The sequence below is a fragment of the Pseudomonas serboccidentalis genome, from assembly GCF_028830055.1.
GTDB classification, from domain to species: Bacteria; Pseudomonadota; Gammaproteobacteria; order Pseudomonadales; family Pseudomonadaceae; genus Aquipseudomonas; species Aquipseudomonas serboccidentalis.
The window spans coordinates 5,563,906-5,589,679 of record NZ_CP101655.1 but is presented as its reverse complement, the minus strand read 5'-3'; the positions used below and the strand labels follow the sequence as shown (position 1 = coordinate 5,589,679).

General features: G+C 60.9%; 18 protein-coding genes and 2 pseudogenes. 15 read left to right on the top strand and 5 right to left on the bottom strand.

Annotated elements, in window-relative coordinates:
* Positions 1 to 82 precede the first annotated feature (82 nt).
* Entirely contained in the window at positions 83 to 400 is a 318-nt protein-coding gene (locus tag NN484_RS25450; RefSeq protein WP_127647097.1) for an ElaB/YgaM/YqjD family protein, read from the top strand.
* Between the two features lie 166 nt (positions 401 to 566).
* Here the strand turns inward: NN484_RS25450 and NN484_RS25445 are convergent, their stop codons facing one another.
* Positions 567 to 1,607, bottom strand: a complete 1,041-nt coding sequence (locus tag NN484_RS25445) for an Ldh family oxidoreductase (RefSeq protein ID WP_274658208.1) — start codon at positions 1,605 to 1,607, stop codon at positions 567 to 569.
* Between the two features lie 234 nt (positions 1,608 to 1,841).
* Here NN484_RS25445 and NN484_RS25440 point away from each other — a divergent pair, with 234 nt between their 5' ends.
* Positions 1,842 to 6,668, top strand: a complete 4,827-nt coding sequence (locus tag NN484_RS25440; RefSeq protein ID WP_274658206.1) for a dermonecrotic toxin domain-containing protein — start codon at positions 1,842 to 1,844, stop codon at positions 6,666 to 6,668.
* A gap of 57 nt (positions 6,669 to 6,725) precedes the next feature.
* Here NN484_RS25440 and NN484_RS25435 read toward each other — a convergent pair whose 3' ends face one another.
* Entirely contained in the window at positions 6,726 to 6,995 is a 270-nt protein-coding gene (locus NN484_RS25435; protein ID WP_274658205.1) for a PepSY domain-containing protein, read from the bottom strand.
* Positions 6,996 to 7,148: 153 nt separating this feature from the next.
* Between NN484_RS25435 and NN484_RS25430 the strand changes: the two genes are divergently transcribed.
* A complete protein-coding gene (locus tag NN484_RS25430; RefSeq protein WP_215500221.1) occupies positions 7,149 to 8,150 on the top strand; it encodes a FecR family protein in 1,002 nt (333 codons plus the stop codon).
* A gap of 75 nt (positions 8,151 to 8,225) precedes the next feature.
* Here NN484_RS25430 and pvdQ read toward each other — a convergent pair whose 3' ends face one another.
* Positions 8,226 to 10,571 carry a bifunctional acylase PvdQ gene (pvdQ, locus tag NN484_RS25425; RefSeq protein ID WP_274658203.1) on the bottom strand — a complete coding sequence of 782 codons (2,346 nt, stop codon included), beginning with the start codon at positions 10,569 to 10,571 and terminating at the stop codon, positions 8,226 to 8,228.
* Between the two features lie 277 nt (positions 10,572 to 10,848).
* On the opposite strand from pvdQ, the gene NN484_RS25420 reads away from it, so the two are divergent.
* The gene (locus tag NN484_RS25420) at positions 10,849 to 11,226 is read left to right on the top strand and encodes a fe2+ zn2+ uptake regulation protein (protein ID WP_127647083.1); all 378 of its coding nucleotides are present in this window, start codon (positions 10,849 to 10,851) and stop codon (positions 11,224 to 11,226) included.
* Between the two features lie 18 nt (positions 11,227 to 11,244).
* On the opposite strand, the gene NN484_RS25415 is transcribed toward NN484_RS25420, so the two are convergent.
* Positions 11,245 to 11,433 carry a hypothetical protein gene (locus NN484_RS25415; protein WP_127647081.1) on the bottom strand — a complete coding sequence of 63 codons (189 nt, stop codon included), beginning with the start codon at positions 11,431 to 11,433 and terminating at the stop codon, positions 11,245 to 11,247.
* Between the two features lie 554 nt (positions 11,434 to 11,987).
* Between NN484_RS25415 and NN484_RS25410 the strand changes: the two genes are divergently transcribed.
* Genes NN484_RS25410 through NN484_RS25390 form a run of 5 tightly spaced genes read left to right on the top strand, consistent with a single transcriptional unit; the run spans position 11,988 to position 19,052 of the window.
* A complete protein-coding gene (locus tag NN484_RS25410) occupies positions 11,988 to 13,244 on the top strand; it encodes an MFS transporter (protein WP_274658202.1) in 1,257 nt (418 codons plus the stop codon).
* Positions 13,245 to 13,253: 9 nt separating this feature from the next.
* Positions 13,254 to 14,384, top strand: a complete 1,131-nt coding sequence (locus NN484_RS25405) for a LuxE/PaaK family acyltransferase (RefSeq protein WP_274658201.1) — start codon at positions 13,254 to 13,256, stop codon at positions 14,382 to 14,384.
* 1 nt (position 14,385) lies between these two features.
* A complete protein-coding gene (locus NN484_RS25400) occupies positions 14,386 to 16,788 on the top strand; it encodes an aldehyde dehydrogenase family protein (RefSeq protein ID WP_274658200.1) in 2,403 nt (800 codons plus the stop codon).
* Between the two features lie 48 nt (positions 16,789 to 16,836).
* Positions 16,837 to 18,129, top strand: coding sequence for a phenylacetate--CoA ligase family protein (locus tag NN484_RS25395; protein ID WP_274658199.1), 1,293 nt, complete (start codon positions 16,837 to 16,839; stop codon positions 18,127 to 18,129).
* Positions 18,126 to 19,052, top strand: a complete 927-nt coding sequence (locus tag NN484_RS25390) for a GNAT family N-acetyltransferase (protein ID WP_274658198.1) — start codon at positions 18,126 to 18,128, stop codon at positions 19,050 to 19,052. Before NN484_RS25395 ends, NN484_RS25390 begins: the two co-directional genes overlap by 4 nt.
* Positions 19,053 to 19,099: 47 nt before the next feature.
* Here the strand turns inward: NN484_RS25390 and NN484_RS25385 are convergent, their stop codons facing one another.
* On the bottom strand, positions 19,100 to 19,627 hold the full coding sequence (locus NN484_RS25385) for a hypothetical protein (protein ID WP_215500228.1): 528 nt from the start codon (positions 19,625 to 19,627) through the stop codon (positions 19,100 to 19,102).
* 50 nt (positions 19,628 to 19,677) lie between these two features.
* Between NN484_RS25385 and NN484_RS27430 the strand changes: the two are divergent.
* From NN484_RS27430 to NN484_RS25360, 6 genes and pseudogenes are all read left to right on the top strand, one after another.
* Positions 19,678 to 21,138 (top strand): annotated as a pseudogene (locus NN484_RS27430) (HAMP domain-containing protein); the annotation flags it as partial.
* A gap of 333 nt (positions 21,139 to 21,471) precedes the next feature.
* Positions 21,472 to 21,999: pseudogene (locus NN484_RS27425) on the top strand (methyl-accepting chemotaxis protein); the annotation flags it as partial.
* 276 nt (positions 22,000 to 22,275) lie between these two features.
* Positions 22,276 to 22,722 carry a DUF411 domain-containing protein gene (locus tag NN484_RS25375; protein WP_274658196.1) on the top strand — a complete coding sequence of 149 codons (447 nt, stop codon included), beginning with the start codon at positions 22,276 to 22,278 and terminating at the stop codon, positions 22,720 to 22,722.
* Complete coding sequence (locus NN484_RS25370) at positions 22,722 to 23,156, top strand: YqaA family protein (protein WP_274658195.1); 435 nt, start codon at positions 22,722 to 22,724, stop codon at positions 23,154 to 23,156. Before NN484_RS25375 ends, NN484_RS25370 begins: the two co-directional genes overlap by 1 nt.
* 86 nt (positions 23,157 to 23,242) lie before the next feature.
* Positions 23,243 to 24,307 (top strand): alpha/beta fold hydrolase, encoded by a 1,065-nt coding sequence (locus NN484_RS25365; RefSeq protein ID WP_274658194.1) that lies wholly within the window; start codon positions 23,243 to 23,245, stop codon positions 24,305 to 24,307.
* Positions 24,308 to 24,320: 13 nt separating this feature from the next.
* Positions 24,321 to 25,274, top strand: a complete 954-nt coding sequence (locus NN484_RS25360) for a D-2-hydroxyacid dehydrogenase family protein (RefSeq protein WP_215500232.1) — start codon at positions 24,321 to 24,323, stop codon at positions 25,272 to 25,274.
* Positions 25,275 to 25,774 lie beyond the last annotated feature (500 nt).

Genomic DNA, 25,774 nt, shown 5'->3' with positions numbered 1-25,774 from the left:
TTCGCACCTAAAATCAGTGCAACTTTTCGAACAGCGCCACACTCCATTGATCACTGTTCATTCATCTGCAAGGAGTCACCCAATGGCCCGCAAATCCACCGTGCAAGCCGCCGAAGACCAAATCAAGGATCAGGCGTTCAGCGAACTTCAGGCTCTGATCGAAGAGTCCGACAAACTGCTCAAGAGCAGCGCCTCTCTGGTCGGCGAAGAAGCGGAGAGCCTGCGCGGGCAAATCGCGCTGAAGCTGCAGCAGGCACTGGATTCGGTGTCCAGCGTGCGCGACCGCACCAAACCCGCGGTCGATGCCACTGAAAACTACATCGGTGGCCACCCGTGGCAGACCGTCGCGATCTCCGCCGGTTTTGGCCTGGTGGTCGGCTTGTTACTCGGTCGTCGTTAATCGACGTTTGTCAGATCGCATTGTTTAAGTCCTGACAATAAAACTGTGGCGAGGGAGCTTGCTCCCGCTGGACTGCGCAGCAGTCCCCCTATTCTCAAGTCGACATAGGGGGCCGCTGCGCAACCCGGCGGGAGCAAGCTCCCTCGCCACATTTGTTATCTGACAATTATTCCCCGGCCAGCTCGCGCAACTGCCCCAGCGTTTGTTCATCGAGCACGATACCCTCGGCCAGCGACCTGGCGCGCTGCAAATGTCGACGATCGCCCGGCAAGCGCTTGAGCCCGACACCGTGCATCTGGCGCACCAGCTCCTGGCTGCGCTCGGCGAAACTCTGCCCGGCGGCCTTGCTCGGATCGATGACGATCAGCAACTGCCCGGTCCACGGGGTTTTGGCGCCGGGGTGATTCGACCAGTCGAACTCAAAGGAAAAGTTGCCGCCCGTGAGCGCAGCGGCCAGCAACTCGACCATCATCGACAGCGCCGAACCTTTGTGCCCGCCAAACGGCAGCAGCGCACCGCCTTCGAGAATGGCTTTCGGGTCCTGGGTCGCCTGGCCGAGGCTGTCCACGCCCATTCCGGCTGGCAGGCGTTCGCCCTGGCGCGCGGCAATCTGCACATCGCCATGGGCGATCGCGCTGGTGGCCAGATCGAAGACAATCGGCGCGCCACCGGCCCGCGGCGCGGCAAAGGCGATGGGGTTGGTGCCGAACAATGGCCGGTCGGCGCCATGGGGCACCACGCAGGTCATGCTGTTGACCACGCTCAACGCCACCAGCCCTTCCTCGGCGAAAGGTTCGACGTCCGGCCACAGGGCGGCGAAGTGATGCGAATTGCGGATCGCCAGCACGGCAATCCCGGCGTTGCGCGCCTTCTCCACCAACAGCGGCCGGGCGGCAGCCAGCGCCGGCTGGGCGAAACCGTTGCCGGCATCGACCCGCACAAAACCGGGCGCGACGTCCTCGACTTGTGGCACCGCCTGACCGTTGACCCAACCGCTCTTGAGGGTCGACACATAACCGGGTATCCGGAACACACCGTGGCTGTGCGCACCGTCACGCTCGGCCCCGGCACAGTTGGCGGCCAGTGAACGGGCGACGTCGGCGGAGGTACCGTGCCGCAGGAAAATCGTTTCAAGCAGTTGCGTCAGCGCCTCGAGTGATAACGATGGCGAGACAGCAGAGGACACATGATCGTTTGGCGCAGACATCTGAAGCTCCAGACTAATTATTGGAGGGAACAACAGCGTATGAACGACTTGCCTGACGATTAACCACGTCAGCCCCGGGTGCTGTCAACCGTTCAGGTGATCGGCATGCGTTGCCCGGCACATTCTGCGGCCTTGTGTGCGGTAACCCTGTACCACCCTCGCCTGCTCTGTGGTTTCTAGTCTGTCGTCTCCTTCCACCGGCGCCTTGACCCGCGCCCCGATAGAGACCCGACAATGTCTGCGTCAGTCACCCCACTGCTGTTCCCGCAGTTTCTGCATGCTCCCGGATTGTGGAGATCACTGGGCACCTCCCATGGTCTGTCGATCAAGGATTTCGACTGGTTGGCCCATGTGCAACTGGCAACCGACTCGCTGCGTCGCCAGCAGACGCCCCCGATGCTGGCCCACCGTGTGCTGCTGAACACCGAAGACCCGCCGGCCATCACCCTGGCAGGCTGTTTCATCCTCAGCAGCACCCCCGACGATCAAGCGTTTCTGCTCTATACGCCCTTCGACGGACTGAAGAAGTTCGACAGCCTCGCCAACTTGACCCGACACCTCGAACAACGTCTTGCCGAGGCGCAAGAAGATGATCGCTTGCTGGCCTTGCTCGCCATCTCGCAACGCAAGCATCTGGTGGAGAAGCGCGGCATCAGCGTGACCTTCCAGCTCATCGAGGGCGATGTATTCGCCGATCAGCAAGCCAGCATCAGGCACTGCCAGCAACTCAACGCCCAGGCCATGCTCGACGAATTGCGGCACCTGCCCGAGCTCGACGCCTTGCTCGAAGAGCTGCTCAAAGACCAACTCGCCCCCAGCATGCCCGGGGTGAATCAGGCCCAGACCCGGGTCAACTTCTACGCGGCCGTGTCGCCAGACGATGAACCGGCGCAAGCCAGCAGCGCGGGGCGCAGGCTTGAAGCAATGACGCTCGGCCATGCCGTGCTGTTGCACTATCGCTATTCGGGTTGGCCCGGCGCGCAGACACGCACCTACTCACACCCGCACAAACCATCGCTGGCCACAGACCATGAGCATTGGGAAGCGGCGGTGAAAAGCGTGTCGAGCAAACTGCTCGCGCTGTTGTACCAGCGCATGGAAGTTTACTGGAACGGCGCTGGCGCCGACGGCAGCGCACGCCGGGCGTTTTTCAGTCAGGTGCTGCTCGAACAGGCCCGGGCCGACATCCTGCTCAAGCGCGAGGCCGAGATCATCGACGCCAACAAATGCGACAACCTGTTGGCGTGGATCGATCCGCGAGGCGCGTCCGCCCGCCAGGGGACGCTGGAAACCGTGCACCTGTGGCAATACCAGCCTAATCAGGTCGAGCTGGCCGGCTCGCTCATGCTCAGTCACACCGATGCCTGCCTGTACACACCCACCCAGGGGTTGCAGGTACTCAAGGATTACAAGGATCTCAAGGATACGCTGCTCAGCAAACTCAGCACCGCCGGACATGATGATGAGCTCTATGGCCTGTTGAACCTTGACGAGCGCCAGCGTTTCATCGCGTTCGAGCAGCCGCATGTCTCGGGTCAGTCGATCGGCGGTAAGGTTTTCAAGGCGCTGCTGGAAACCATCGTCACCAAACAACGCAAGAACATCGAGTATGTCCTGCAGGTGTTCCGCCATAGCGATAGCGCCACCAACGTTGCAGCGCTGTTCGACAAGGCGCTGGATATTCGCTCGATGCTCCACGAACGGCTGCTCAAACTCGATACCGGGGGACGCTGGAGTACCCGCCTGGCCATCACCGGCAGCCAACTGCCCTCGATGCTGCTGGCGGATGTCGCGGCTGTCCAGGTCAAGGTGTTCAGCAGTGTCCTGCCCGAGGTTGCCGAAGCATTTGCGGCGCAACCGCTCGCCTCCCTCGCGCAACAGCGCAGCTATTTACAGAGCCTCCAGGCCAAACTGGCACATTCGTTGTTTGTCGGGCTCACCGGTGAGGCGCGGTTACGTGTCCTCAACGGCAGCCAGCGGCGCGCGGATCAAGCGATCGTCGACACGGTATTCAACCCCGATCGGCCGGAACACCTGCGCCGCAAAGGGCTCAACGGTTTCCGGCCGGACGCCTGGTCGCTGACGCTTCAGTGCGCCGGACAGGACACTGAATTGCCGTTGGCCCACTGCGTTTTACTGACCGAACGCGGCGGTCTGGACGCGCAACATTCCGGCCGCACCGTATTGTGGACACCGGCCATGGGCCTGGAGGTGTTCGCGTCCATCGACAGTGCCCGGCAGGGGCTGAATCAACGTCTGCTCGACCCCGTAAAACGCCTGGCATTGCTGGAAAACCTCTCCCCGCTCAGCACCGGATTTCATCAGCGCTATGCGCTGGGTCCACTGCGCCTGATCAGCGACAACGTGCTGCACAACCGCACGCAATCGGCCATCGAGCAGTTTCTTCAACATTGCGAACAGGTGCGCAGCCTGAAGCTGGCAAAAACCCGCGAGGATCAGGCCCTCAAGGCCCTGAGTGGACAGATGATCAATGTCAATCTGCAGCGAGCCACTGCGCTCGCCAGGGCACTCAACTGGCAACAGACGCTGCCCGCCTGGCTGGGCATGGCCACACTCGACGAGCAGCAATTGCACCTGGAGTTGCTTGAACAATGGCGTCACAGCGTCGTCGACGGCAAGGATTACCTTCAGGGGCTGCCAACCTTGCGTGAACACATTCAGCGCCGTCTCAAAACGCTGCTGAACGAGCGCTACCTGGCACCGGACCTTGACCCGGAACACATCGAGATCACTCCGCTTCTGGCGTTGGCCGGTCCGGCCGTGAACCTGATCGACTTCGCGCTGAACCACGCGCACATCGCCAGGCAAACTCGCTTTGCAGTCGCGTCAAGCAGCACGCACAAGCTGCCGGCCGGATTCGACCAGCAAGCCGTACGCAGCCTGCTGCAGTCCCTGGATATCGCGGGATTCGCCGAGAAGATCAATACCACCCTGACCGGCGATGACGCCAACGCGGCCCAGCGCAAGCAACGCTTCATCCGCCAGTTGCCCTGGCAACTGCTGCAACACGCCCACCAGTTGAAACTGCAACAACGGCTTTCCGGCAAGGCGTTCGACCTGCTGACGCAGGTTCTGGACATGCCCGATGCGCTCGCCCGTGCATCGGTAGCGGGTGCCAATGCCATGATCAGGCAGGTGAAGTTGATCAAGACTGCGGGGGCTACGGCGGTCAACGCGCTGGGCCTGTATCTGATCGGGCCGGTGTCCGGTCAACCCGGGCCACAGGTGCTCTATTCGCCGTATCACGGGGAGCGAGTCTTCAGCGAATTCGAAAACGACGCCGCTGTCATCGCGGCCTTCAACCTGCCCGGGGCGTTGCAAGACCTGTTGCTGCGGCGCCTGCCTGAGGATCAACAATCGATCTTTGGCGCCTTGTTCAAGGCCAGCATCGGCCAGACCAGCGAAATGCAGCTGGCGCTGCCGTCCATCGCCGGCAATGCGCTGGAGCATTTTTTCAAAGACAATCTGGCGCTGCTCTCGCGCCTGCTGCACAGCTATGCAATACCCGCTGCGCAGGCGGACTGGGAAGCGGCGAAAAAACTGTTCAGCTCCGCCATCAAGCCAATCACCGGCGTGCTGCCGGGCAAACTGGCCTATGTGCAATTTCTCTGGCAAAGCTACAAGGACTTCCTCGCCTCCGCCGAAGCGCTGCAGGATCATCACTGGACGCGCGCACTGGCCTCGTTCATTGCCGGCGGCGTGGAGATGGTCTCGCTCGGTCGGTTGTCACTGGAATCAACGCTGGCGCCCTCGGACGTTGCGCCTGCGCAATCAGCGGTTGCGCCACCGATCAGTGCACCTCACTGGGCGCAGATCAAAGCCACAGCTCCTGACCGGACGACCTTACAGCCGTTCGAAACAACGACCATCGCCTTGAAAGACTTGACCCCGAATCCGGCCGAAGGCACCTATCAGGACCTTGCAGACAAAACCCGCTACGCCGCGATTGCCGGCAAGGTCTATCCGGTGGAGCGGCCGGGGGCGGTCTGGCGCATCAAGGGCACCGATCAGGCCGGGCCGGTGTTGCAGCACACCGCCTCCGGGCAACTGGTTATCGACCTGGATCGGCACACCGTGCACTTGGGCAAGGTGCTGTCGACACTGCACAACCGCTATACGAACGACCGGGATACCCGGCTCTGCCTGAACATCGAAGCCCAAGGCATGACCGAGATCCGCGCCAGGCACCCGGAAAAAGCCCGAATCCTCATGCATACAGTCGATCTGGCCCGCTACTACGCCTTCAACAGCCTGCACAACATGGCCCAACTCAGAAACCATGCCCCAGGCACCCGGCTGGATACCTTCCTCAAGGCGTTTTTTGATGTGCCGAGAATCGACGCCGACGTGCTTGCGAAAATAAAACAGGCCATCGTGCCAATCTGCAATGCGCTGGTGGACCCCACCGAGGATCTGATGAACACCGAGCGTTTCGTCGTTGGCTCGAACAGATCACGGCAGACCGGACTGATTGCCTTCGTGCTGGAGGACGACTTGCGCCGAAAGGTGCATTTCACCGAGAACTTCTTCAACCAGGGGCTCGACTGGTACAGCGACGGTCTGACCGAACCGTTCGATGTTCAGGGCCATGCCCAGGCATCGACGCTGATCCACGAATTCGCGCATCAGTTTGCCAAGGCCGTGGATATTGCGTCGCTGGAGGCCCGGCGTCCGTTTACCGATCTGATTTCGACGATTACCGGTTATGGAGCAGCGTTGAAAGAAACCCAGAAAAGTTTTCAACGTGAAGCACTGTCACTCGCCACCCCCCACGAGGAACTGTTTGCCGCCTGGAACCACGAACTGAGCGAATGGATCAGCATGGATTCCATTCCCGGGATGACGCATGTCGGCAAGGAAATTCTCAAGATCACCGCCTGCCCGAACATCGAGGCTGCGCGGCGGGCATTCCTGAACCCGCACAATCCTGCCGCACGCATCGATACGATCCTGCGCAATGCCGACTCGATTGCCTTTCTGATCTGTGAAATGGGCCGACAGCTCGACCCGGTCACCCAGCCTGCGGAGGGACTGAACTGAGCGGCAAAAAAAAGCGCAGGCCCCAAGGCCTGCGCATCCGCTTGCGGTGTATCAATGTCAGTCTTTCTGATCGCGCAGGATGTTGCCGGAAGCGCCATCAATGCGGAACTCGTACACCACGCCATCCGCCTTGCGACCCTCGCCTTTCCAGTAACCGGCGTTGTCTGCCTCGATCTCATACACCTCGACATAACCGGCCTTGGTCTTGACGATCTCGATTGCCTTCTCGATGGTCACCCAGCCTGCGCCTGGCCGGTCAGCCATGGCGGTACCTGCGCTGAGCAGGGCGGCGGTGGCAACAACAGCGGCAAAGGTTTTTTTGATCATTTTTTCACTCCGTTTGTGGATGATGTTCGTCAGACGTCCTGTTTTTTGGGCGTCAGACGGAAAAATAAGTTCCACGTTGATGGGCAATTGCCATGACGGATGTTCTCGGCGCCTTGCCGAGAAGGTTAGAATGCAGCAAATCAGGACGAGTCAATGACCCAAGAATCCCTCTCGGAAGCCGAATACGATGCGATCACCGATGCCGCCGCGCACTGGTGCATGCGTCTGCACGCTGTTGACTGCTCCGCCGAGGAGCGTCTGGCTTTCGAGCAATGGCGCGACGCGCATCCGCTGCATGCCTTCGAATACGAAGCCATGCTGGAAATCTGGGGCGTTGCTGAACATTTGCCGCGTCCACAACCGATCCCGAACGTGCCACTGAACAAACCGGCCCCGGCCTGGCGTCGTTACGCAATGGCCGCCAGCGTCTGTGCTCTGGCCCTGCCCTTGGCGGCCTACAGCGGATGGCATCTGGGCTGGCTGCCCAACAGCTACCAGCATTTTGAAGCCAGCGATAATGTCCGTCAGGTCACCCTGAGCGATGGCAGCCAGATCGAGCTCAACCTCAACACTGAGCTGACCTTCAGCAATTACAAGGACGAGCGCCGGGTCACCCTGAAAAAAGGTGAAGCCTTTTTCGAGGTCAGCCACGATCTCTCCCACCCCTTCGTGGTCCGGGCGGCCGAAGGCAAGATCCGCGTGACCGGCACCCGTTTCAATGTCTGGCGCTATGAAGATCAAGTGCGGGTCAACCTGATCGAAGGCTCGGTCCTGGTCACCAGCAACGCTGCACTGCCGGGTGATGGTTTGCGTTTGGGGCCGGCGATGCAGGCGCAGTACAGGCATGGCGATTACATGCCACAGATCAGCCAGACCTACCCCAACGACAACGCCCTGGCCTGGCGCAGCGGCAAACTGGTGCTGGACAATCTGGCGTTGAACGAAGCCCTGCCCCTGATCAACCGTTACCTGAGCAAGCCGCTGAAACTCGCGGACGCCAGCACCGGAGCGATCCGCGTCGGCGGCGTCTACAACATCAAAGAGCTCGGCGGCCTCGTCAACACCCTGCCCAAGGTGCTGCCGGTCTACCTGACCCGCAACACCGAAGGTGATCCCGTCATCAACTCGATGCCCCGCCAGCCGCCGAAAACCTGAAGCCTGGCAATAAAAAAAGCCGCTGCCCCTTGTTCAGGGGGCAGCGGCTTTTTCGTTCAGGCCGCGCTCAATCGTTTATTGCGCCACTACCTTTGTCGGCTGCTCAGAGGCCTCGCGAATCGCCTGCACCTGATAGTGCGGATCGGCGGTAATCTGCTGTTCAGTGAACGGCAGCACACTCCACTGTTTTTTCGAAAAGGCCTCGGTCTGGTCCCGGGAGTATGTCGACGCCGGATCACTGGACAGGGAAAACGCCAGCAGCCCCTGAGCCTGCGGGCCTTTGTCGTCGAAGCTCACCACTTGCAGGTAGCTGGTGCCGCTGACCACTTCGAGCTTGCCGTCTTCGCGCGGCACACTCTGGATGGCGTTGTAGATGCCAAGCGTCCCAGGTCCGCCGTGAATCGCCGTTTGCTGAGCGCCGCTACTCACCACCTGAATATCACCCCAGCGGGTGTCAGGCTTGAGGCGCATTTTCTCGACGGTGGCGGCCGACGCCAGCATCGCTTCGCGCAGCGCCTTGGTCACTGCCGGTTGTTCGATCGCCAGCCCGCGCGGGGTGTGTTGCGGGTCTTTCGCATCGAACGGCACCCGCCAGATATCCGGCGACTCGAGCAAGGCCTGCATGATGTTCTGGAAATGCACCAGGCCGGTGCCCGAATCCAGATTCGCCCGACCGTCCCAGCCCTTGAGGCTGGCACAAACCGGCTTCAGTGCGGCGGCGTCGGCGGCAAGATCAGCACTGCAGAATGTCAACAGATCGGGCAGCACCTGCGTCGCCAGATACACGTTGTCATCCATCACCATGTGCTGCAGATCCTTCACCCCCACCGGCCCTTGTTTGCCCAGCGTAGCCAGGCGATCCAGAGCAAACCGGGCACGCAGGCCCAATGGCTGGCCGTCCTGACTAATCAAAGGGGAGAAACCGGTCAACGGTTGCGCCGGGTTCGCCAGCCAGGCCGAATCGTTGGAATGCTGGACGAAATCCTTGCGCAGCAATTGCGGTAACTGGCTGGCGGCATAGATGCCCGGCTGCGCCGCTTGTGGGTCGATATCCCAGGCACAGGCGCTGTGCGAACCGTCCAGCACGATCATCTGCAACCCGGCGCGCGGATCACTGCACCGGGCGAGTTTGTCGGCGCTGACGTTCGGCACCACCGACAGGTTCATGTACAGCGTCTGGCCCTTGTCATCCACGGCCAGGGTATTGACCCACGGAATGCCCTGGATCTTGTGCACCGAATCCTGCAAATCCTTGAGGTTGGCGGCCTGATTCATTGCGTACCACTGCGTCAAGACCCGATCGTTGCCCAGATTGGCATCGCGCAGGCTGAAGGCGTACTGATGGTCCCAGTCGAGCTTGCCCGGCCACTGCACAATCGGGCCGAACGGCGAGCTGTAGATATCCCGTGTGACCGGCACCACCTGACCGTCCGCCTGTTTGACCTGCACGGTCACGGCCTGCTTGCTCATCGGCAGCGATTTGCCGTCCAGCAAGTAGCGTGTCGGGTCTTTCGGATCGAGTTGCAGGCGATACAGGGTGAAGTGCTTCGACGAATCGACCGTGTGAGTCCAGGCCAGGTGCTGGTTGAAGCCGATGTTGATCATCGGCAGCCCCGGTAACGCCGCGCCCATGACGTCAAGCTTGCCCGGGATGGTCAGGTGCATCTGGTAAAAACGCATGCCACCGACCCACGGAAAATGCGGGTTGGCCAGCAGCATGCCGCGACCGTTGAACGAGCGTTCGCTGCCGACCGCGATGGCGTTGCTGCCGCGATCCAGGGCGAAGCGCTGCATGCGCGTGTCCGCCACCTGATAAGCGTGTGCGTTGCGGTCGACCTGTGCCGACGCCTGCGGCGGTGTTGCCCCGGCCAACGCCTCGGCGAACTGCCCGACCCCGCCTTCAACCAGCAGCCGGCGCGTGAGTTTCACCAGATCCTCGGCAGCGATATCACGTACCCATTCACCCTGACACTGCTGCGGCAAACCTTGCTGGCGGCGCTCGGCCAGATAGCGGTTGTAGCCGGCGGCGTAGCCTTGCACCAGGTCGTGCACTTCGGTCGGCTGCGCATCCCAGAACGCTTTCACCGCTTCAGGGGTATTGAGCCAGGTGAAAAACAGATCGCTGACGCGGTTTTCACGCTCCTCAACGGTGAATAGGTCCGGGCCGAAATAGCGTGAGCGCTGGCCATTGACCGTGACGATTTCGTTGGCCAGCAGGCACAAGTTGTCCTGGGCGTAGGCATAACCGATGCCGAAGCCCAGGCCACGCTCGTTTTCGGCACGAATGTGCGGCACACCAAACCCGGTGCGACGAATCTCGGCGCTGGCCTGAGTGGCGGGACTGAACGCATGGGCCGACAGACTGAGCCCGAGAAACACGCCGGCGAGGGCCAGCCCGGTTAACTGCCTGGGAATAATCACGCACGCTCCTGATCGATAGGACAAGGATCGACGCGTGCGCCGGATCCGGTCTGAAGTTGACGCCTGCGCCTGCGCGCAAGGTGGCTGTTCAGGAAACGAATCCGGGAGAAAAAATTTAGCCCGCGTACCCGCGAACACAGCCAGCGATGACGGGAAAACAACGAATAAGCGACAAAATTTCTACATGTTTTCTTTCATGATTCGCCGTGCTGAAACGTCTTGTTTATCGAGAGCAGCCAAAACGGTTCCTGATCAGGCTCTGAAAAGGAGTAATCCCATGTACAACTCGCAACTACCAACGGACGGTAGCCAGGCGTCACAAGGAGCTTCCATGAGTCCCCGCGCGAGCAGTTTCGCACCCAGCCCCGAGCGACAGGGCAATGAACGCATTCGCCTGCTGCTGAAAAGTTTTGGCCTGCGCACCAGTCTGGTACGCCTGAAAGTCATCGACGCCCTGCTGGTCGCCGCGCAAAGCGATCGACGCCTGGGGGTGCGCGGCGTGCACAGTCAACTGCTGGACCTGGACGTCCCGCTGTCGTTTCTCAGTGTGCGCGAAGTATTGAAGCGTCTGTGCGCCGAAGGTGTGGTCACCTTCAACCCGGACAAGAGTTACAGCCTGCATCCACAGGCTGCTGCAGTGCTCAATAACGATTGAAGCGTCCCGCGATCGCCGTCAGGGTTTGACCTTGCGGCGCATCACCCCGTTGATCACCACCACGACGACCGCCACGCCAATGGCGATGTACTGGAACATCTTCTCGCTGAGCATCCCGGCATTTTGCAGCCAGGACAGGCCGAGCATGATCGCCAGCACCGACAGGGCGATCAGAATCGAGTATTTCAAACGTTGCTTCTGGGTCATTACGGGTTCCTGAAACTTTCAAATGTATCCGGTTTGTATCCGTTTGCATGCCATGCGCATACCGTGTTGCGGGGATGAGCCCCAGCGGACGCGGTCTCATGTTACAGCCGATGAAGAGTTTTGGCTTCATGACGGCGTAACCATGAGGATTTATGAAATGTTCCGTCGAATCACCTGGCTGATTCCCCTCCTTGCCGTACTGACCTTGAGTGGCTGCATCATTTTCCCCCACGGAGGCTGGCACGACGGCCACCATCGGTACCAGGAAGGTCCCGGTTATTACCGTCGATAGAACAGGGACGTTCGCCTGCCGGCGTGTCTGAAGCGCCGGTCGAGAAACACCACAAGGCTTTTCAGTACCCACCATGCCCGCCACCTGGCGGGCATTTTCGTTGGCGCGCCACGCCCTGAAAAGCGCCTGCTCGAGACGGACATGGATCCAATTTAATACGTTGTAAGTATTTGAAATCTTGTGTCGCAGCAAAGCATTAGAGGCTGCGGCGACTCTGCCTCTAGTCTCTGCGGACTTTCTCGATCAATGGAACACGGATGTTATGCAGAGAACTCTGATCGTAATGGGACCGGTGCAGATGATTGGATTCTGCCTGGCCATTACCGCTTTCGAACTGATCACCTACATGGCAAGCGACATGATCATGCCGGCCATGTTGACGGTCACCGACGAATTCAACGCCGACGCCCGGCATGTACCGAACGCCTTCAACTTGTACCTGATTGGCGGCGTATGCCTGCAATGGCTGATCGGCCCTCTCTCCGACCGTTACGGCAGACGCCGCTTGCTGCTGCTCGGCTGTGCACTGTTCGGTCTGGCGTGCAGCGCCGCGGTCATGATTCAGCGTATCGAAGCGTTCAACGCGTTGCGCCTGATTCAAGGCATGGGCCTGGGCTTCGTCATTGCCGTCAGCTACCCGGCGCTGCAGGAAGTATTCTGCGAAGCCGATGCCGTGCGACTCATGGCGTTGCTGGGCAATGTGGCACTGCTGTCGCCGTTGCTCGGGCCGCTGCTCGGCAGTCTTCTATTGGAATGGTTGAGCTGGCGCCAGTTGTTTCTCGGCCTTGGCGCAGCAAGCGCCGTGACCTGGATCGGTCTCTGGGTGTGGATGCCGGAAACCATCGGTGTGGTGCGCCGCGACGGACAACAACAGGCTCCCGTGCCGTTCTCGCTCAGGCAGATCCGGCGCAGTTACCTTGCCCTGCTGCGCAACCGCCGATTCGTCGGCAGCAGCCTGGCGCTGGGCCTGATGAGCCTGCCGCTGATAGCCTGGATCGGGCTGGCGCCGGTGCTGCTCATGCAGCGCCTGGAACTGTCGGCGCTGGCGTATGGCCTGTGGCAGATTCCGGTGTTCTCGGCCGTGATCGTCGGCAATCTGCTACTGGATCGATTGCTGACGAATCACTCGCTTGTGCGAGTGATTGGCCTGGCATTGTGGCCGTTCTGCCTCGGACTGCTGATGCTCATCGCCACGGCGCTGAGTTCGACCTCGCTGATACTGACCGTCGCCGGTCTTGCCCTGTACGCGCTGGGACTGGGCATGAGTAACGCTGCGCTGTACCGGCTGACGCTGTTCGCAAGCGATGAAGGCAAAGGTCTGGTCTCGGCCATGATCGGCATGCTGTCGATTGCCGTGATGGGTGCCGGCGGATCGCTCATCGCCGTCATCGGCGGCGGCCGGAGCCTCCAGTCCTTCGCCGTGTGGGCAGCCCTCGGCGGCCTGCTGTGCCTGCCCCTGCTCTACCGCCTTCTGCGCAACGCCCCTGCGGCGCCCGATGCGCCGGACTCACATCAATAAGGACATTCGATGACTCGATTCCCCCATAGCGATGCGCTTTGCGCGTTGCCGCAACCCTATTGCCCCGATTCAGTCCCCCCGGGGCTGTTCAATCAGGCCATGACCGAAATAACCCGGTTCCATGCCAGCCACACGCCCGGTTACGCGCACTGGTTGAGTACCCACGCGATCGACATCGATGCGCTGGACACACTGGATGACTGGTCGCAGCTACCGCCGATTTTCGCCAGTTTCTTCAAACAGCATGTGTTGCTCAGCCCCACTGGCGAAGACGCCCTGGAGCTGACCTCTTCGGGCACCAGCGGGCAGAAAAGTCGCATGCGCTATGACACTCGCAGCCTCGCGGCGGCGCAACACATGGTCGAACGGATATTCGCGCAGTACGACTGGATCACTCCGCACGCGCCCTGCAATTACCTGCTGCTGAGCTACGAGCCAGAGCAGACGATCACGTTGGGCACCTCCTTCACCGATCAATTCCTGTGCCGCTTCGCCCCCGTCAATCGGGTGGTGTACGCATTGCGCCATAACGGCGACGGTCATCAGTTTGATCTGTTCGGAGTGATCGCGGCCTTGCAGGCATTTGCCGAAGAAGGTCTGCCGGTGCGCATCTTCGGCTTTCCGGCGTTTCTTTGGGAAACCCTGCAACGCATGCGCGCCACCGGCGTGGCGGATGTGCGATTGCCGGCGGGATCGCTGGCTTTTTTTGGCGGCGGCTGGAAAACCCGCGCCGCCGAAGAGGTCCCCAAACAGCAGTTGTATGCACGCATCCAGCAGCAACTGGGCATCAATACCGAGGACTGTCGCGATGGTTATGGCGCGGTCGAACACGCAGTGCCTTATATCGAATGCGCTCATCATCGGTTTCACGTACCGGTCTACTCGAAAGTGTACGTGCGCAGCCCGCAGGATTTTTCCGTCCTGCCCTATGGCGAGCGCGGCCTGTTGAACCTGGTCTCTCCCTACATTTCCTCAAGTCCCGCGCACGCGGTGGTCATGAGTGACCTCGCCACGCTGCATCCCGGTACACATTGCGAGTGCGGACTGTTCAGCGACTGGTTCGAACTGCATGGCCGCGCCGGTACCGGTGCCGCCAGAAGCTGCGCCATGGCCGCGTCTGAACTGCTGGGGAGGCACTGACATGTATTTGATCAACGGACAACGGCACACCGACCGCAACCTCGACAGCGCCTTGCAGCAACTTCAGCTTGAGCTGCCGCAACGGCTGCAGACGCCACTTTCAACCAGCACGCTGTTGGCTGCCGCCAAGGCCTTTGCCGGGTGCCTGCAACATCACGAACTGGAGTTATCACTTGATGCCGGACAACGCCAGGCGCTGATCGACTTCTGCCAGCCTTGCGCGCTGCAAGCCAAACTCGACCGTGAACTCGGTCTGCAACCCGATTCACTGCGCCGCATCGACTATCGACAATCTCGCTTCGAGCGCTGGAGCCCGCTGGGTCTGGTGGTTCACATCACACCGGCCAACGCTCCGTTGCTGGCGTTCTGTGCAGTGCTGGAAGGTTTGTTGAGCGGTAACGTGAACTGGTTGCGTCCCAGCAGCAACGACGACGGCTTTACCGCACAATTGCTCCAGGCCTTGCTCGAATGCGATCCGAGCGGGCAACTCAAGCACTACGTGGCGGTGTTGCCAGCGACCACCGGCCAAATCGGCCAACTGTGCAAACACGCCAACGGTGTTTCGGCCTGGGGTGGCGAAAGCGCCTTGCACGCCATCCGCCAACAACTTCCGGCGGGGTGTCGCTGGATCGATTGGGGGCACCGTATCAGCTTCGCTTACCTGACCCCGGACGCCGTCACGCCAACGGTACTGGACGCCATCGTGGATGAAGTCTGCCGCCTAGACCAGCAAGCCTGTTCCAGCCCGCAATGGCTGCTGGTGGACAGCGACGACACGGCGGTGTTGAACGATATCGGTACTCAACTGGCCGAAGCGTTCGAACGCCGCGCCGGACACTGGCCGGCCCTTACGCCGAGTGCTGAAGAGGCCTCACAAATCACCACCTGCACGGCGATGGCGCGGCTGGCACAGAGTTTTGCCGGGCAGACTGGCTGGATCTGGAGCACACCCGGCTGGCGAGTAATCTGGAGCCATGACCACCAGCTGGAACCTTCTGCGCTGTTTCGCAGCCTGCTGCTCAAACCCGTGCCCCGCGAGCAGCTCACGACTACGTTGCTGCCGTGGCGCAATGTGCTGCAAAGCTGTGCCTTGCTGTGTCCCGAAGCGCAGATCGCCGAGCTGTCACAGACGTTGATCGCCAGCGGCGTCACCCGCATTGCCCCGATCGCGGCCATCCACGATGGCTACGACGGCGAACCGCATGACGGGGTCTATGCCTTGCAGCGCCTGAGCCGCCGGGTGTCAGTCAGCCTGGCGCCGACCACGCTGGCAACCCATGCCACGCTTGATCGCCAGCCCTCACCGCCCGTGCTGACAGGCCTGCCGATCATGAACAAGGACACCTTCGCCAGTCAGCCAGTCGACCCGGCGGCGCAGCTGTATTTTCGCTCCGGCGGCAGCAGCGGCACCCCGGCGCTTTCGGGCTTCAGTTACCACGATTTCCAGCGCCAGATGCGTGCCACCGCCGATGGCCTGCTGGCGGCAGGTCTGGACCCGGCGCGAGACCGCGTCATGAACCTGTTTTTCAGCGGTGGGCTGTACGGTGGATTCTCCAGTTTTGCCAAGGTGCTGGAACAACTGGAGGCCAGCCACTGGCCGATGGGGGCTCCGGCGGACGACGATTACCATGAGATCGCGCAACTGATCGTCGATCAACGGATCACCGTATTGATCGGCATGCCCGCCACGCTGCACCGGCTGTTTCTCAACGAACAACAGACGCTGCGGCACTATGGCGCCATCGACAAAGTCTTTCTCGGCGGTGAACACCTGAGTGAGCCGACCCGCGAGTTGCTGCAAAGCTGCGGCGTCGGCCTGATCCGTTCGGCGATTTACGGCAGCGTCGATGCTGGCCCCTTGGGTCATGCCTGCCACGCCACGGCGGATGGCGTCTTCCACCTGATGAGCGACATTCAGCATCTGGAGATTGTCGATTTTGAGCAAGACACACCGGTCGGTGCTGGCGAATCCGGCCGTCTGCTGGTGACCTCCCGGACACGCCAGGGCCAGTCGGTGCGGCGCTATGACATCGGTGACAGCGGGCGTTGGCTGTCCGGCCCGTGCGCCTGCGGTCTGACTTCGCCACGCTTTGAACTACTGGAGCGCCACGGCAAGTTGCTGCGCATCGGCACCGATTTCATCTCGTTGGCAACGCTGGCGCAACACCTGCAGACGCCGTTTCAACTGGTCCTCGATCACGGCCCGGAAGGCCTGGAACGCATGTGCTTGCGCTGCCCACTGCCACCGCAAGACACCCAACGACGACTGCAGAACTACCTGACGCTCACCACGCTGGTTGAGACCGGATTGCTCACGGTGGACGCCGAACAGTGCGCCGTCGAGCACTTTTCCCGAAACAAACACAGCGGCAAGACGCCGTTACTGATCGATAAACGCCGCTGAACGCACAGATCTGCACGCGGCCCACCGCCACCTTTCAAGAATAAAACCATGAACACCATCATTGAATTGAACACCTTGCTCGGCTTCACTCGCCAACATTCGGCGTATTGGCGCGAACATTTCACAGAGGTCGCAGCGCACATCAACGCATTGACCGAACTGCCCTTGATCGACCCTGAGCAATACTGGTGCGGCAGCCAGAACCCGGACCAGTGGCCGGTATTGACCGGCCCCCTGCACGATGCGCTGGTTTTCAAGACCGGGGGCACCACCGGTTCAGGCAAACTTTCACTGTTCACCCGCACTGAATGGCAAACCCTGGTGCGCGATTTTGGCAGCCACCTCACAGCACAGCTGACCCCCGGCGACCGGGTTGCCAATCTGTTTTTCGTCGGCGACCTGTATGCCAGCTTCGTGTTCGTCCACGACGCCTTGGCCCATGTCCAGACACCCGTCAGCGAGTTCCCCTTCACCGGGGACGTCGACAACAGCGCATTGGCCGACTCGATCGCGGCCTACCGGATCAACGTGCTGGCCGGCGTACCGGCGCAACTGCTGAAGTTTGCCACCTGGCTTGAACGCCAGTCCCGGACCCTGGAGGGTGTTGATACCCTGCTATACGGGGGTGAAAGCCTGTTTGGCGCACAGCTGCAATTGCTTCACCGGGTATTCCCCAACGCACGCATCGCGTCGATCGGCTATGCCAGTGTCGACGCAGGCCTGATCGGCATCAGTGCCCGCGATTGCGCCCTGGGCGAGCACCGGATGCTGGAGCGTCACAGTGTGTTGGAAATCATTGATGAGGCGACCGGTGAGGTCATTGAAGAATGTGGCCGCAACGGGCGACTGGTTCTGACGAATCTGACGCGTCGCCTGATGCCGGTGATCCGCTACCCGGTTGGCGACCTGGCCTGCTGGCGCGAACCGTCCGGCACGCCAATGCGCAAGTTCGCCCTGGCAGGCCGCAGCATGCACAGCCAGCGCGTACGCGTGGGTGTGCTGAGCCTGGACACAGGGCATGTCGGCGATCTGGTGCAAACCATTGGCAACAGCGACGACTGGCAACTGGTCATCGAGCAGGAGGGGAATAAAGACCTGCTGAGCCTCAGATGGGTACCGGCCCTGCGAACGCATGACATCCTCCTGGCGAGCTCAAGGCTGCGCAGCGCGCTGATCGACCAATACCCGCTGATCAAAAACCTGCACGACGATCAGTTGCTCGACCTGCAGGTGATCGCTTTCACAAACGATGAGCTGACTTGTCATCCGCGCTCCGGCAAACGCCAGCGGATCGTCGACCGACGGGCATATGGCGCCCCATGCCAGAGGCAGAGAGGATGAACCCGGTGACCCTGCGCCGCTATCGCATCACCGATGCGCCGGCGGTCAGTGGCCTGTTTCGGGAAATTTATGGCGATCATTACGTTCAACCGCACGTTTACCTGCCCTGCATGATCAGCCAAAACCACTGCAACGGTCGCTGGCACTCACTGGTGGCGCTGGTAAACGACAAGATCCGTGGACACGCCACCTTGTTTCGCCAGACGACCTGTCACTCATCGACCGCGGAGCTGGCGCTGAGCGTGGTGCACCCGGACACGCGCGGGCAGAACATTGCCACGCAGTTGGGCCAACAGTTGCTGACTCATGCACAAGCGCTCGATTGCCGGGGTGTCACGATCAAACAGGTAACGCAGCACCCGTACACCCAACGCATGGCTGCCAGTCTGGGGTTTCACAGCTGCGGATTGTTGCCGGACTACGTGCCCTCACCGTTTGGCGGGCCGGGACGCGAGACAATCGTTATCGGCTACTGCAGCATTGACGGTTATCGACGTCCGCTCCCCGCGCTGGTCTGGCCCGCAGCGTGTCGCGAACTGATGCTGCATCTGCAAGCCGTCTTTGGCATCGCAGACAAAACCCCACCCTGGAAGGGGCCGAAGGTGCATTTCGAACACGTATCGGGGCGTTACGACGTGACGCTCAAGGCATTGGATGACAACCTGCTCAAGCAATTGGGGCAACTGCCTGCGCACTGGCTGACGTCAATCCGGCTGCGGCTCGCCGAGGGATTTGCCAGCGCGCTGGACAACTTGACTGCAGTGGGTTTCACCTTCACCGGGGTTATTCCCGATGATCGCGGCGAAGGCTGGCTGGCGCTGTTTCATCGCGGCTATCAGCCCTGCGCGCTGACCTTGCACTGCCCGCACATGCAGCACCTGCAGGATCAGGCCCGGGAGCTCGGTGAAATGAATCAGAACTGAAATGAAAACGGCCCGCCCAAAGGATGAGCGGGCCGCAGAGAGTCGGCTTATGCCTTGGCCTTGACGCCTTGGTCCACAGGCTTGGGCGCGTTGCCTTCACCGTAGGTTTTCAGGTTCTGCAGAACGTAGATCGCCTTTTTATATTCGGGGATCAGGTTCTTGCCGTAAGCGTTGCCATTGAGGCCATTGCTCTGGATGGCGTCGAGCTGGGTCGCGAAGTACTCCAGCGCGTTGAACTTGGCATCAACGTCTTTGGTCACGCCGAACCGGTCGAACTTGTCGCCCGCATTGAGCAACGTGAAGGAAGTGATTTCAGAGATCAGCCCACGGCCACGCAGGAATGCACTCAGGTTGCCCAATTGCTTTACCGAGGTGTTCGCCGGATCGAAACCCTTGAGATTCTTGCGCAGGCCCTGCTTGTCCATTTCCGCGGTGTTCAGCGCGTTCGGGTCATTACCGACCAAGGTCAGCATCTGCTGCACCTTGACGCTCTGAGCCACCTGTTTTTTTGCGCCCGTATTGCGAACCAGCACCCCTGCCTTGCTCTCCCAGCCGCCGACAATGCCGATCGTCATGAGAAGACTCCCTGTGAAATAACCATGAAATGTCCTGATGGACCACTCGAATGCCGGGGAGTATCTACCGGCCAACTAGTGGCACCAACCCTTTTAGTGCTGTCGCTTACAATTTTTGTACATTCTCGATACAAATGATGACAAGCGTGCTGTCTCGGGCATTTCCGGTGATTACTCAAACGCCCCCGTTGAATTTTTCAGCCCCCGCACTGGCCGGTCAATGTGTTTGTATCAGCGCCGATACCTGCCTTTGGTCAGCCCCGCGATTTCTTGGACGAAAGTACCTAAAGCTTCCTCGTACGCCGACGATACGCTGGTGTTACCCCGCCGTTTTTCCCCGACTCCACAATAAGAAATCGCAGCTCAAGGACCGGTATCCCATGCCCGCATTCCGCACCATTCAGGCTCGCTACACGCTGTTTCTGGTTCTGTTCATCCTGCTGCTGTCGGTACTGACCGTGGTCGGTATCAGCCAACTGGTCGCGCCCAAGCTGCGTCATACCGAAGAGCAGGTGGTGCTCAATCGCATCGCCGAAGTCGCCGAGCAGATTCAGGGCGAACTGAACAAAGTCCAGGCGCAGCAGCGCAGCATCACCCAGACCATTCCCCTGCTCGACAGCGCGGCCATCGACACGGTATTGCCTGGGCTGGTCGACCAATATGGCGAGCTGAAAGTGTTTGGCGGCGGGATCTGGCCGTTGCCGGGCCAGCGTGAGGCCGGGCGCAATAAATTCAGCACCTTCTGGCACCGCGATGCCTCGGGAAAACTGGCGGTGAACACCTTCTGGAACAGCGACGCGGCGCCCAACTACTACGACCAGAGCTGGTACAAGGGCGGCATGCAGACCCCGCGCGGCCAGTGCGCCTGGGCTGCGGCTTATAAGGATGACGCCAGTGCCGAGCCGCGCACCAACTGCGCCATGGCGATCCAGAAAAACGGCAGCGTCTGGGGCGTATCGACCATCGACGTGACCCTCGGCTTCTTCAATGACCTGGTGGCGCGCAAGGAAAAAGACCTGAATGCCGAAATGCTGATCGTCGAGGCCGACGGCAAAATCATCAGCAACAGCTCGCGCATCAGCGGTCCGATCGTGCTGAAGAACATCAGCGAACTGGCTGCCGGCTCGACCTTCGCCAGCCAGGTCAAGGCCGGCCTGCAGAATCGCGAGCAGGCACAACGCGTCGAGTTCGACAATAACGGTGAGGCCAGCACCTTCTTCATGCGCCCGATCGAGGGCACGCCGTGGTTCCTCGCCACCGCCCTGCCGACCAAAATGCTCACCGCTCAACGTGACGATGTGCTGAGCACCTTGAGCCTGTTGCAGATTCCACTGGTGATTCTGCTGGTGCTGTTGCAGGTCTATGCGATCCGCCAGTTGGTGTCGCGGATGAAAGCGCTGAAAGCCAACATCGACTTGCTGTCCAGCGGCGATGCCGACCTGACCCGACGCATCACCATCCGCGCCGAAGATGAACTCGGAGCCATCGGCCACTCGGTCAACACGTTCATTGCCTACCTGCAAAACATGATCGGTGAGGTGACCCAGGCGACCGGCGCGATGGCCACGAGCCTCGACGACCTGCAACGGACGTCGGCGCATACCAGCCAGATCCTGTTGCGTCATGCTTCGGAAACCGATCAGACCGTTACCGCCATCACCGAAATGAGTTCGACCGCTGACAGCGTGGCGCAGAACGCTGCTGAAACCGCCGCCTTCACTCAACGCGCCAACGAAAACGCCGACCGTTCGCGAGTGGTGGTCGGCGAAGCGACCAACAGCGTGGTGGCGTTGATCGACGAAGTGGCCAGCGCCACCCAGAAAGTCGAGAACATGCAGCAGGACGCCCAACGCATCACCGAGATTCTCGGGGTGATCGGCGCAATTGCCGGGCAGACCAACCTGCTGGCACTCAACGCCGCCATTGAAGCGGCCCGTGCCGGGGAACAGGGGCGCGGTTTTGCCGTGGTCGCCGATGAAGTGCGCGCCCTCGCCGCCCGCACCCAGGCCAGTACCTCGGAGATCAACGAAATGCTCACCCGTCTGACACAAGGCGTGAGTTCGTCGGTCAGCGCCATGGAAAACACCCAGGCCAGTTGCCAGTCCGCCGCCGACGCCACAGCGCGGGTCAACTCGGGTCTGGATGAAATGGCCGGTTCGGTCAGCCACATCAACAGCCTCAGCACGCAGATCGCCACCGCTGCCGAACAGCAAAGTGCGGTGACCGAAGAGATCAACCGCAGCATGGTGCAAATCCGCCACATGGTCGAAGAACTGGTGCAGAGCGGCCAGACCAGCGAACTCAACACCCGCCAGTTGCTGGAAGCCAACAGCCGGGTCAGCGCGATCATGGGGCGCTTCAAAGTCCGGTAACCCACCATTCTCCTGTAGGAGCTGCGGCACGCTGCGATCTTTTGATCCTGGTTCACAAAATCAAAGTCAAAAGATCGCAGCCTGCCGCAGCGCCTACAGGGAGTCGCTTCGTATCTGACAGATTTGTAATGTCTCGCTCAGCAGGCTGTCAGGCTTGACCGACGATCATCCGGCCAGCCTGCCTTGTATCAACTTGAAACACTCCGTTGATGCCGGGCAGGATAATCCGGTCAAAATGCTTTCCTTTTTGACTGTCATCCCAGCCGAGACCTCATCATGCGAACTTCCCTGCGACTGGCCGCCCTGAGCGCCCTGCTCCTGTCCTCCCTGGCCCAGGCCGCCGACCTGATCCCGATCGAAGTCCATCGCGACGCCAATTGCGGCTGCTGCAAAAAATGGATCAGCCACCTCGAAGCCATCGGTTTCAAAGTCGAGGACCACGTCGAAAGCGACATGAGCAGCTTCAAGCAACAACACGGCGTGCCACCGCGCCTGGGCTCGTGCCATACCGCGCTGATCAACGGCAAGTTCGTTGAAGGCCATGTCCCGGCTGAACAAGTGCTCGCCCTGAGCAAACGCGACGACCTGCTGGGCGTGGCCGCACCGGGTATGCCGATGGGCTCGCCGGGCATGGAAATGGACGGCATGAGCGATGCCTATCAGGTGATCGGCCTGAAGAAGGACGGCACGGATGTGGTGGTGGCGGACTACCCGGCCCACTGATGGCCGTCGGTTACGTCGGGCTGTTCGCGGCGGCGTTCGGCGCTGCGACGCTGTTGCCGTTGCAATCCGAAGCGCTGCTGGTCGGCCTGATCGTCAGTGAGCGTTATTGGCTGTGGGGGCTGCTGGCCGTGGCGACGCTGGGCAATGTGCTCGGTTCGCTGGTCAACTGGTGCCTGGGACGCCGCCTCGAACGCTTTCAGGATCGGCGCTGGTTTCCCGTCAGCGCGAAACACATGGCCACTGCGCGCCAACACTACGAGCGTTACGGGCACTGGTCGCTGCTGCTCAGTTGGCTGCCGGTCATCGGTGATCCGCTGACCCTGATTGCCGGCGTCATGCGCGAGCCGCCCGGGCGCTTTCTGTTGATCGTCACCGTCGCCAAGGGTGCGCGTTACGCCGTGGTGGCGATGTTGACGCTGGGCTGGCTCGGTTGAACATTCCGGCGTTACGGTTGCCTGTGGTTAACGTCGCCCTAATCCGGGCGTTCCAGCATCGGCCGATTTCAATGGAGTTCGCCCTTATGTCCGTCACGCTATCCCGCTGGCTGCCCGGCCTGTTCCTGACTGCCGCTTTGCCGCTGTTTGCCCATGCCGCCGCGCCCGTCGAAGCGGCGCCCGGCGCAGCCCCGAACGATGCCCCGACCTATGGCCCCGAGCTGCAAGGCTTTCAATATCCCTACACACTCAAGCACTTTGCCTTTCAGTCTCAGGGTAAGTCCCTGCAAATGGGTTACATGGATGTCGCCGCCCACGGCAAGGCCAATGGCCGTACCGTGGTGCTGATGCACGGCAAGAATTTTTGCGCCGCCACCTGGGACAGTTCGATCAAGGCCTTGAGCGAGGCCGGTTACCGGGTCGTCGCCCCGGATCAGATCGGCTTCTGCACTTCCAGCAAACCCGACCACTATCAGTACAGCTTTCAGCAACTGGCGACCAACACCCAGCAACTGCTCAAGGCACTGGGCATCCAGAAAGCCACCCTGCTCGGCCACTCCACCGGCGGCATGCTCGCCACCCGCTATGCCCTGTTGTTCCCGGATCAGGTCGAGCAACTGGCGCTGGTCAACCCGATCGGTCTGGAAGACTGGAAGGCGCTCGGCGTGCCCTGGCGCACCGTCGATCAGTGGTATCAGCGTGAACTGAAAGTCACCGCCCAAGGCATTCGCGACTACGAGCGCAGCACTTATTACGACGGCCGCTGGAAGCCGGAATTCGACCGCTGGGTCGACATGCTCGCCGGTTTGAGCAATGGCCCGGGCAAAACCCAGGTGGCGTGGAACTCGGCGCTGATCTACGACATGATCTTCACCCAGCCGGTGTACTACGAGTTCAAGGACTTGAAGATGCCGACCCTGTTGCTGATCGGCACCTCCGACACCACGGCCATCGGCAAGGATCTCGCCTCACCCGAGGTCAAGGCGAAGATCGGCCACTATGATGTGCTCGGCAAGCAGGTGGCCAAGCTGATCCCGCAGTCGACACTGGTGGAATTCCCCGGCATGGGCCACGCGCCGCAGATGGAAGAACCGGCGAAGTTTCATCAGGCCTTGCTGGGCTGGCTGAACAATACCAATCCCGTTCGTTGATGAGGTAAGGCTGATGGCGGTGCAGATTGCAGTGATTGATGACTGGCAGGACGTGGCACGGGACGTGGTCGACTGGTCGGCGCTCGACAGCATCGGTGAAGTGACGTTTGTGCATGAGTACCCGGCGGACAACGCCGCCCTGGCCGAACGACTGGGCCCGTATCAGGTGATCTGCGTGATGCGCGAGCGCACGCGTTTCGACCATGACCTGCTCCAGCGCCTGCCCAACCTCAAGCTGCTGGTCACCGGCGGCATGCGCAATGCGGCGCTGGACCTGCAGGCGGCCGCCAGCCTCGGGATCAAGGTCTGCGGCACCGACAGCTACAAGCACGCGGCACCGGAACTGACCTGGGCGCTGATCATGGCCGCCACGCGCAATCTGGTGAACGAAGCCAATTCCCTGCGTGCCGGCGGCTGGCAGCAAGGGCTGGGCGGTGATCTGCATGGCAAGACCCTGGGCATCCTCGGGCTTGGCAGCATCGGCCAGAAGGTGGCGAAATTTGCTCAGGTGTTCGGCATGCGCGTGATCGCCTGGAGCGAGAACCTCACCGCCGAACGCGCCCAGGAATCCGGCGTGACCTGCGTCAGCAAGCAACAACTGTTCGAACAGGCCGATGTGCTGTCGGTGCATCTGGTGCTCAGCGAGCGCAGTCGCGGGCTGGTCGATGCACAGGCGCTGGACTGGATGAAGCCGACGGCGCTGCTGGTCAACACCGCTCGCGGGCCGATCGTCGATGAAGCGGCGCTGATCAAGGCCTTGCAGAAACAACGCATCGCCGGGGCCGCACTGGATGTATTCGATCAGGAACCGCTGCCTGAATTGCACCCGTTCCGAACGCTGGACAACGTACTGGCCACGCCGCATGTGGGGTATGTCAGCCGGCAAAACTATGAGCAATTCTTTTCGCAGATGATCGAGGATATTCAGGGCTGGGCGGCGGGGAGTCCGGTTCGCCTGTTGAACTGACCGCGATTTCTCGTTGCGGCGCGCCCTCCGACGCCATCGCGAGCAGGCTCACTCCTACACATTGCAATGCGTTTCTCTGTAGGAGTGAGCCTGCTCGCGATGAGGCCCGCACAGACGCCCCAGCAACAATCTGCCCGCACCACAACAGTGCGCCCTCCCTTTTCGCTAGCACAAAATCGTGACCGACCAGTCACCGTTTTGGCCCTTTCAAGCAAAAAAACCTGCCCTTCGTCGGTGCATTCGCACCTGGACACCACGACTTTCGTTGCCTGCAAACCGATTGTCGAACAATTTACCCATTTGCTCCGACCCGCTCTAGGATCTGGCCTAGACTGATTTTCGCAGCGCTCGACCTGTCGGTCACAACGCGGAAAAAAACTCGAAACTTTTGCGCGAAGCGACGGGTCATCTGAAACAGAGTGTCAACGCTACTGGTGCAATCCTTGCAACGGCCCCTTCACCCATTCTGCTTGCGCGTGTTGGGTAGCGTTTGCTCACCG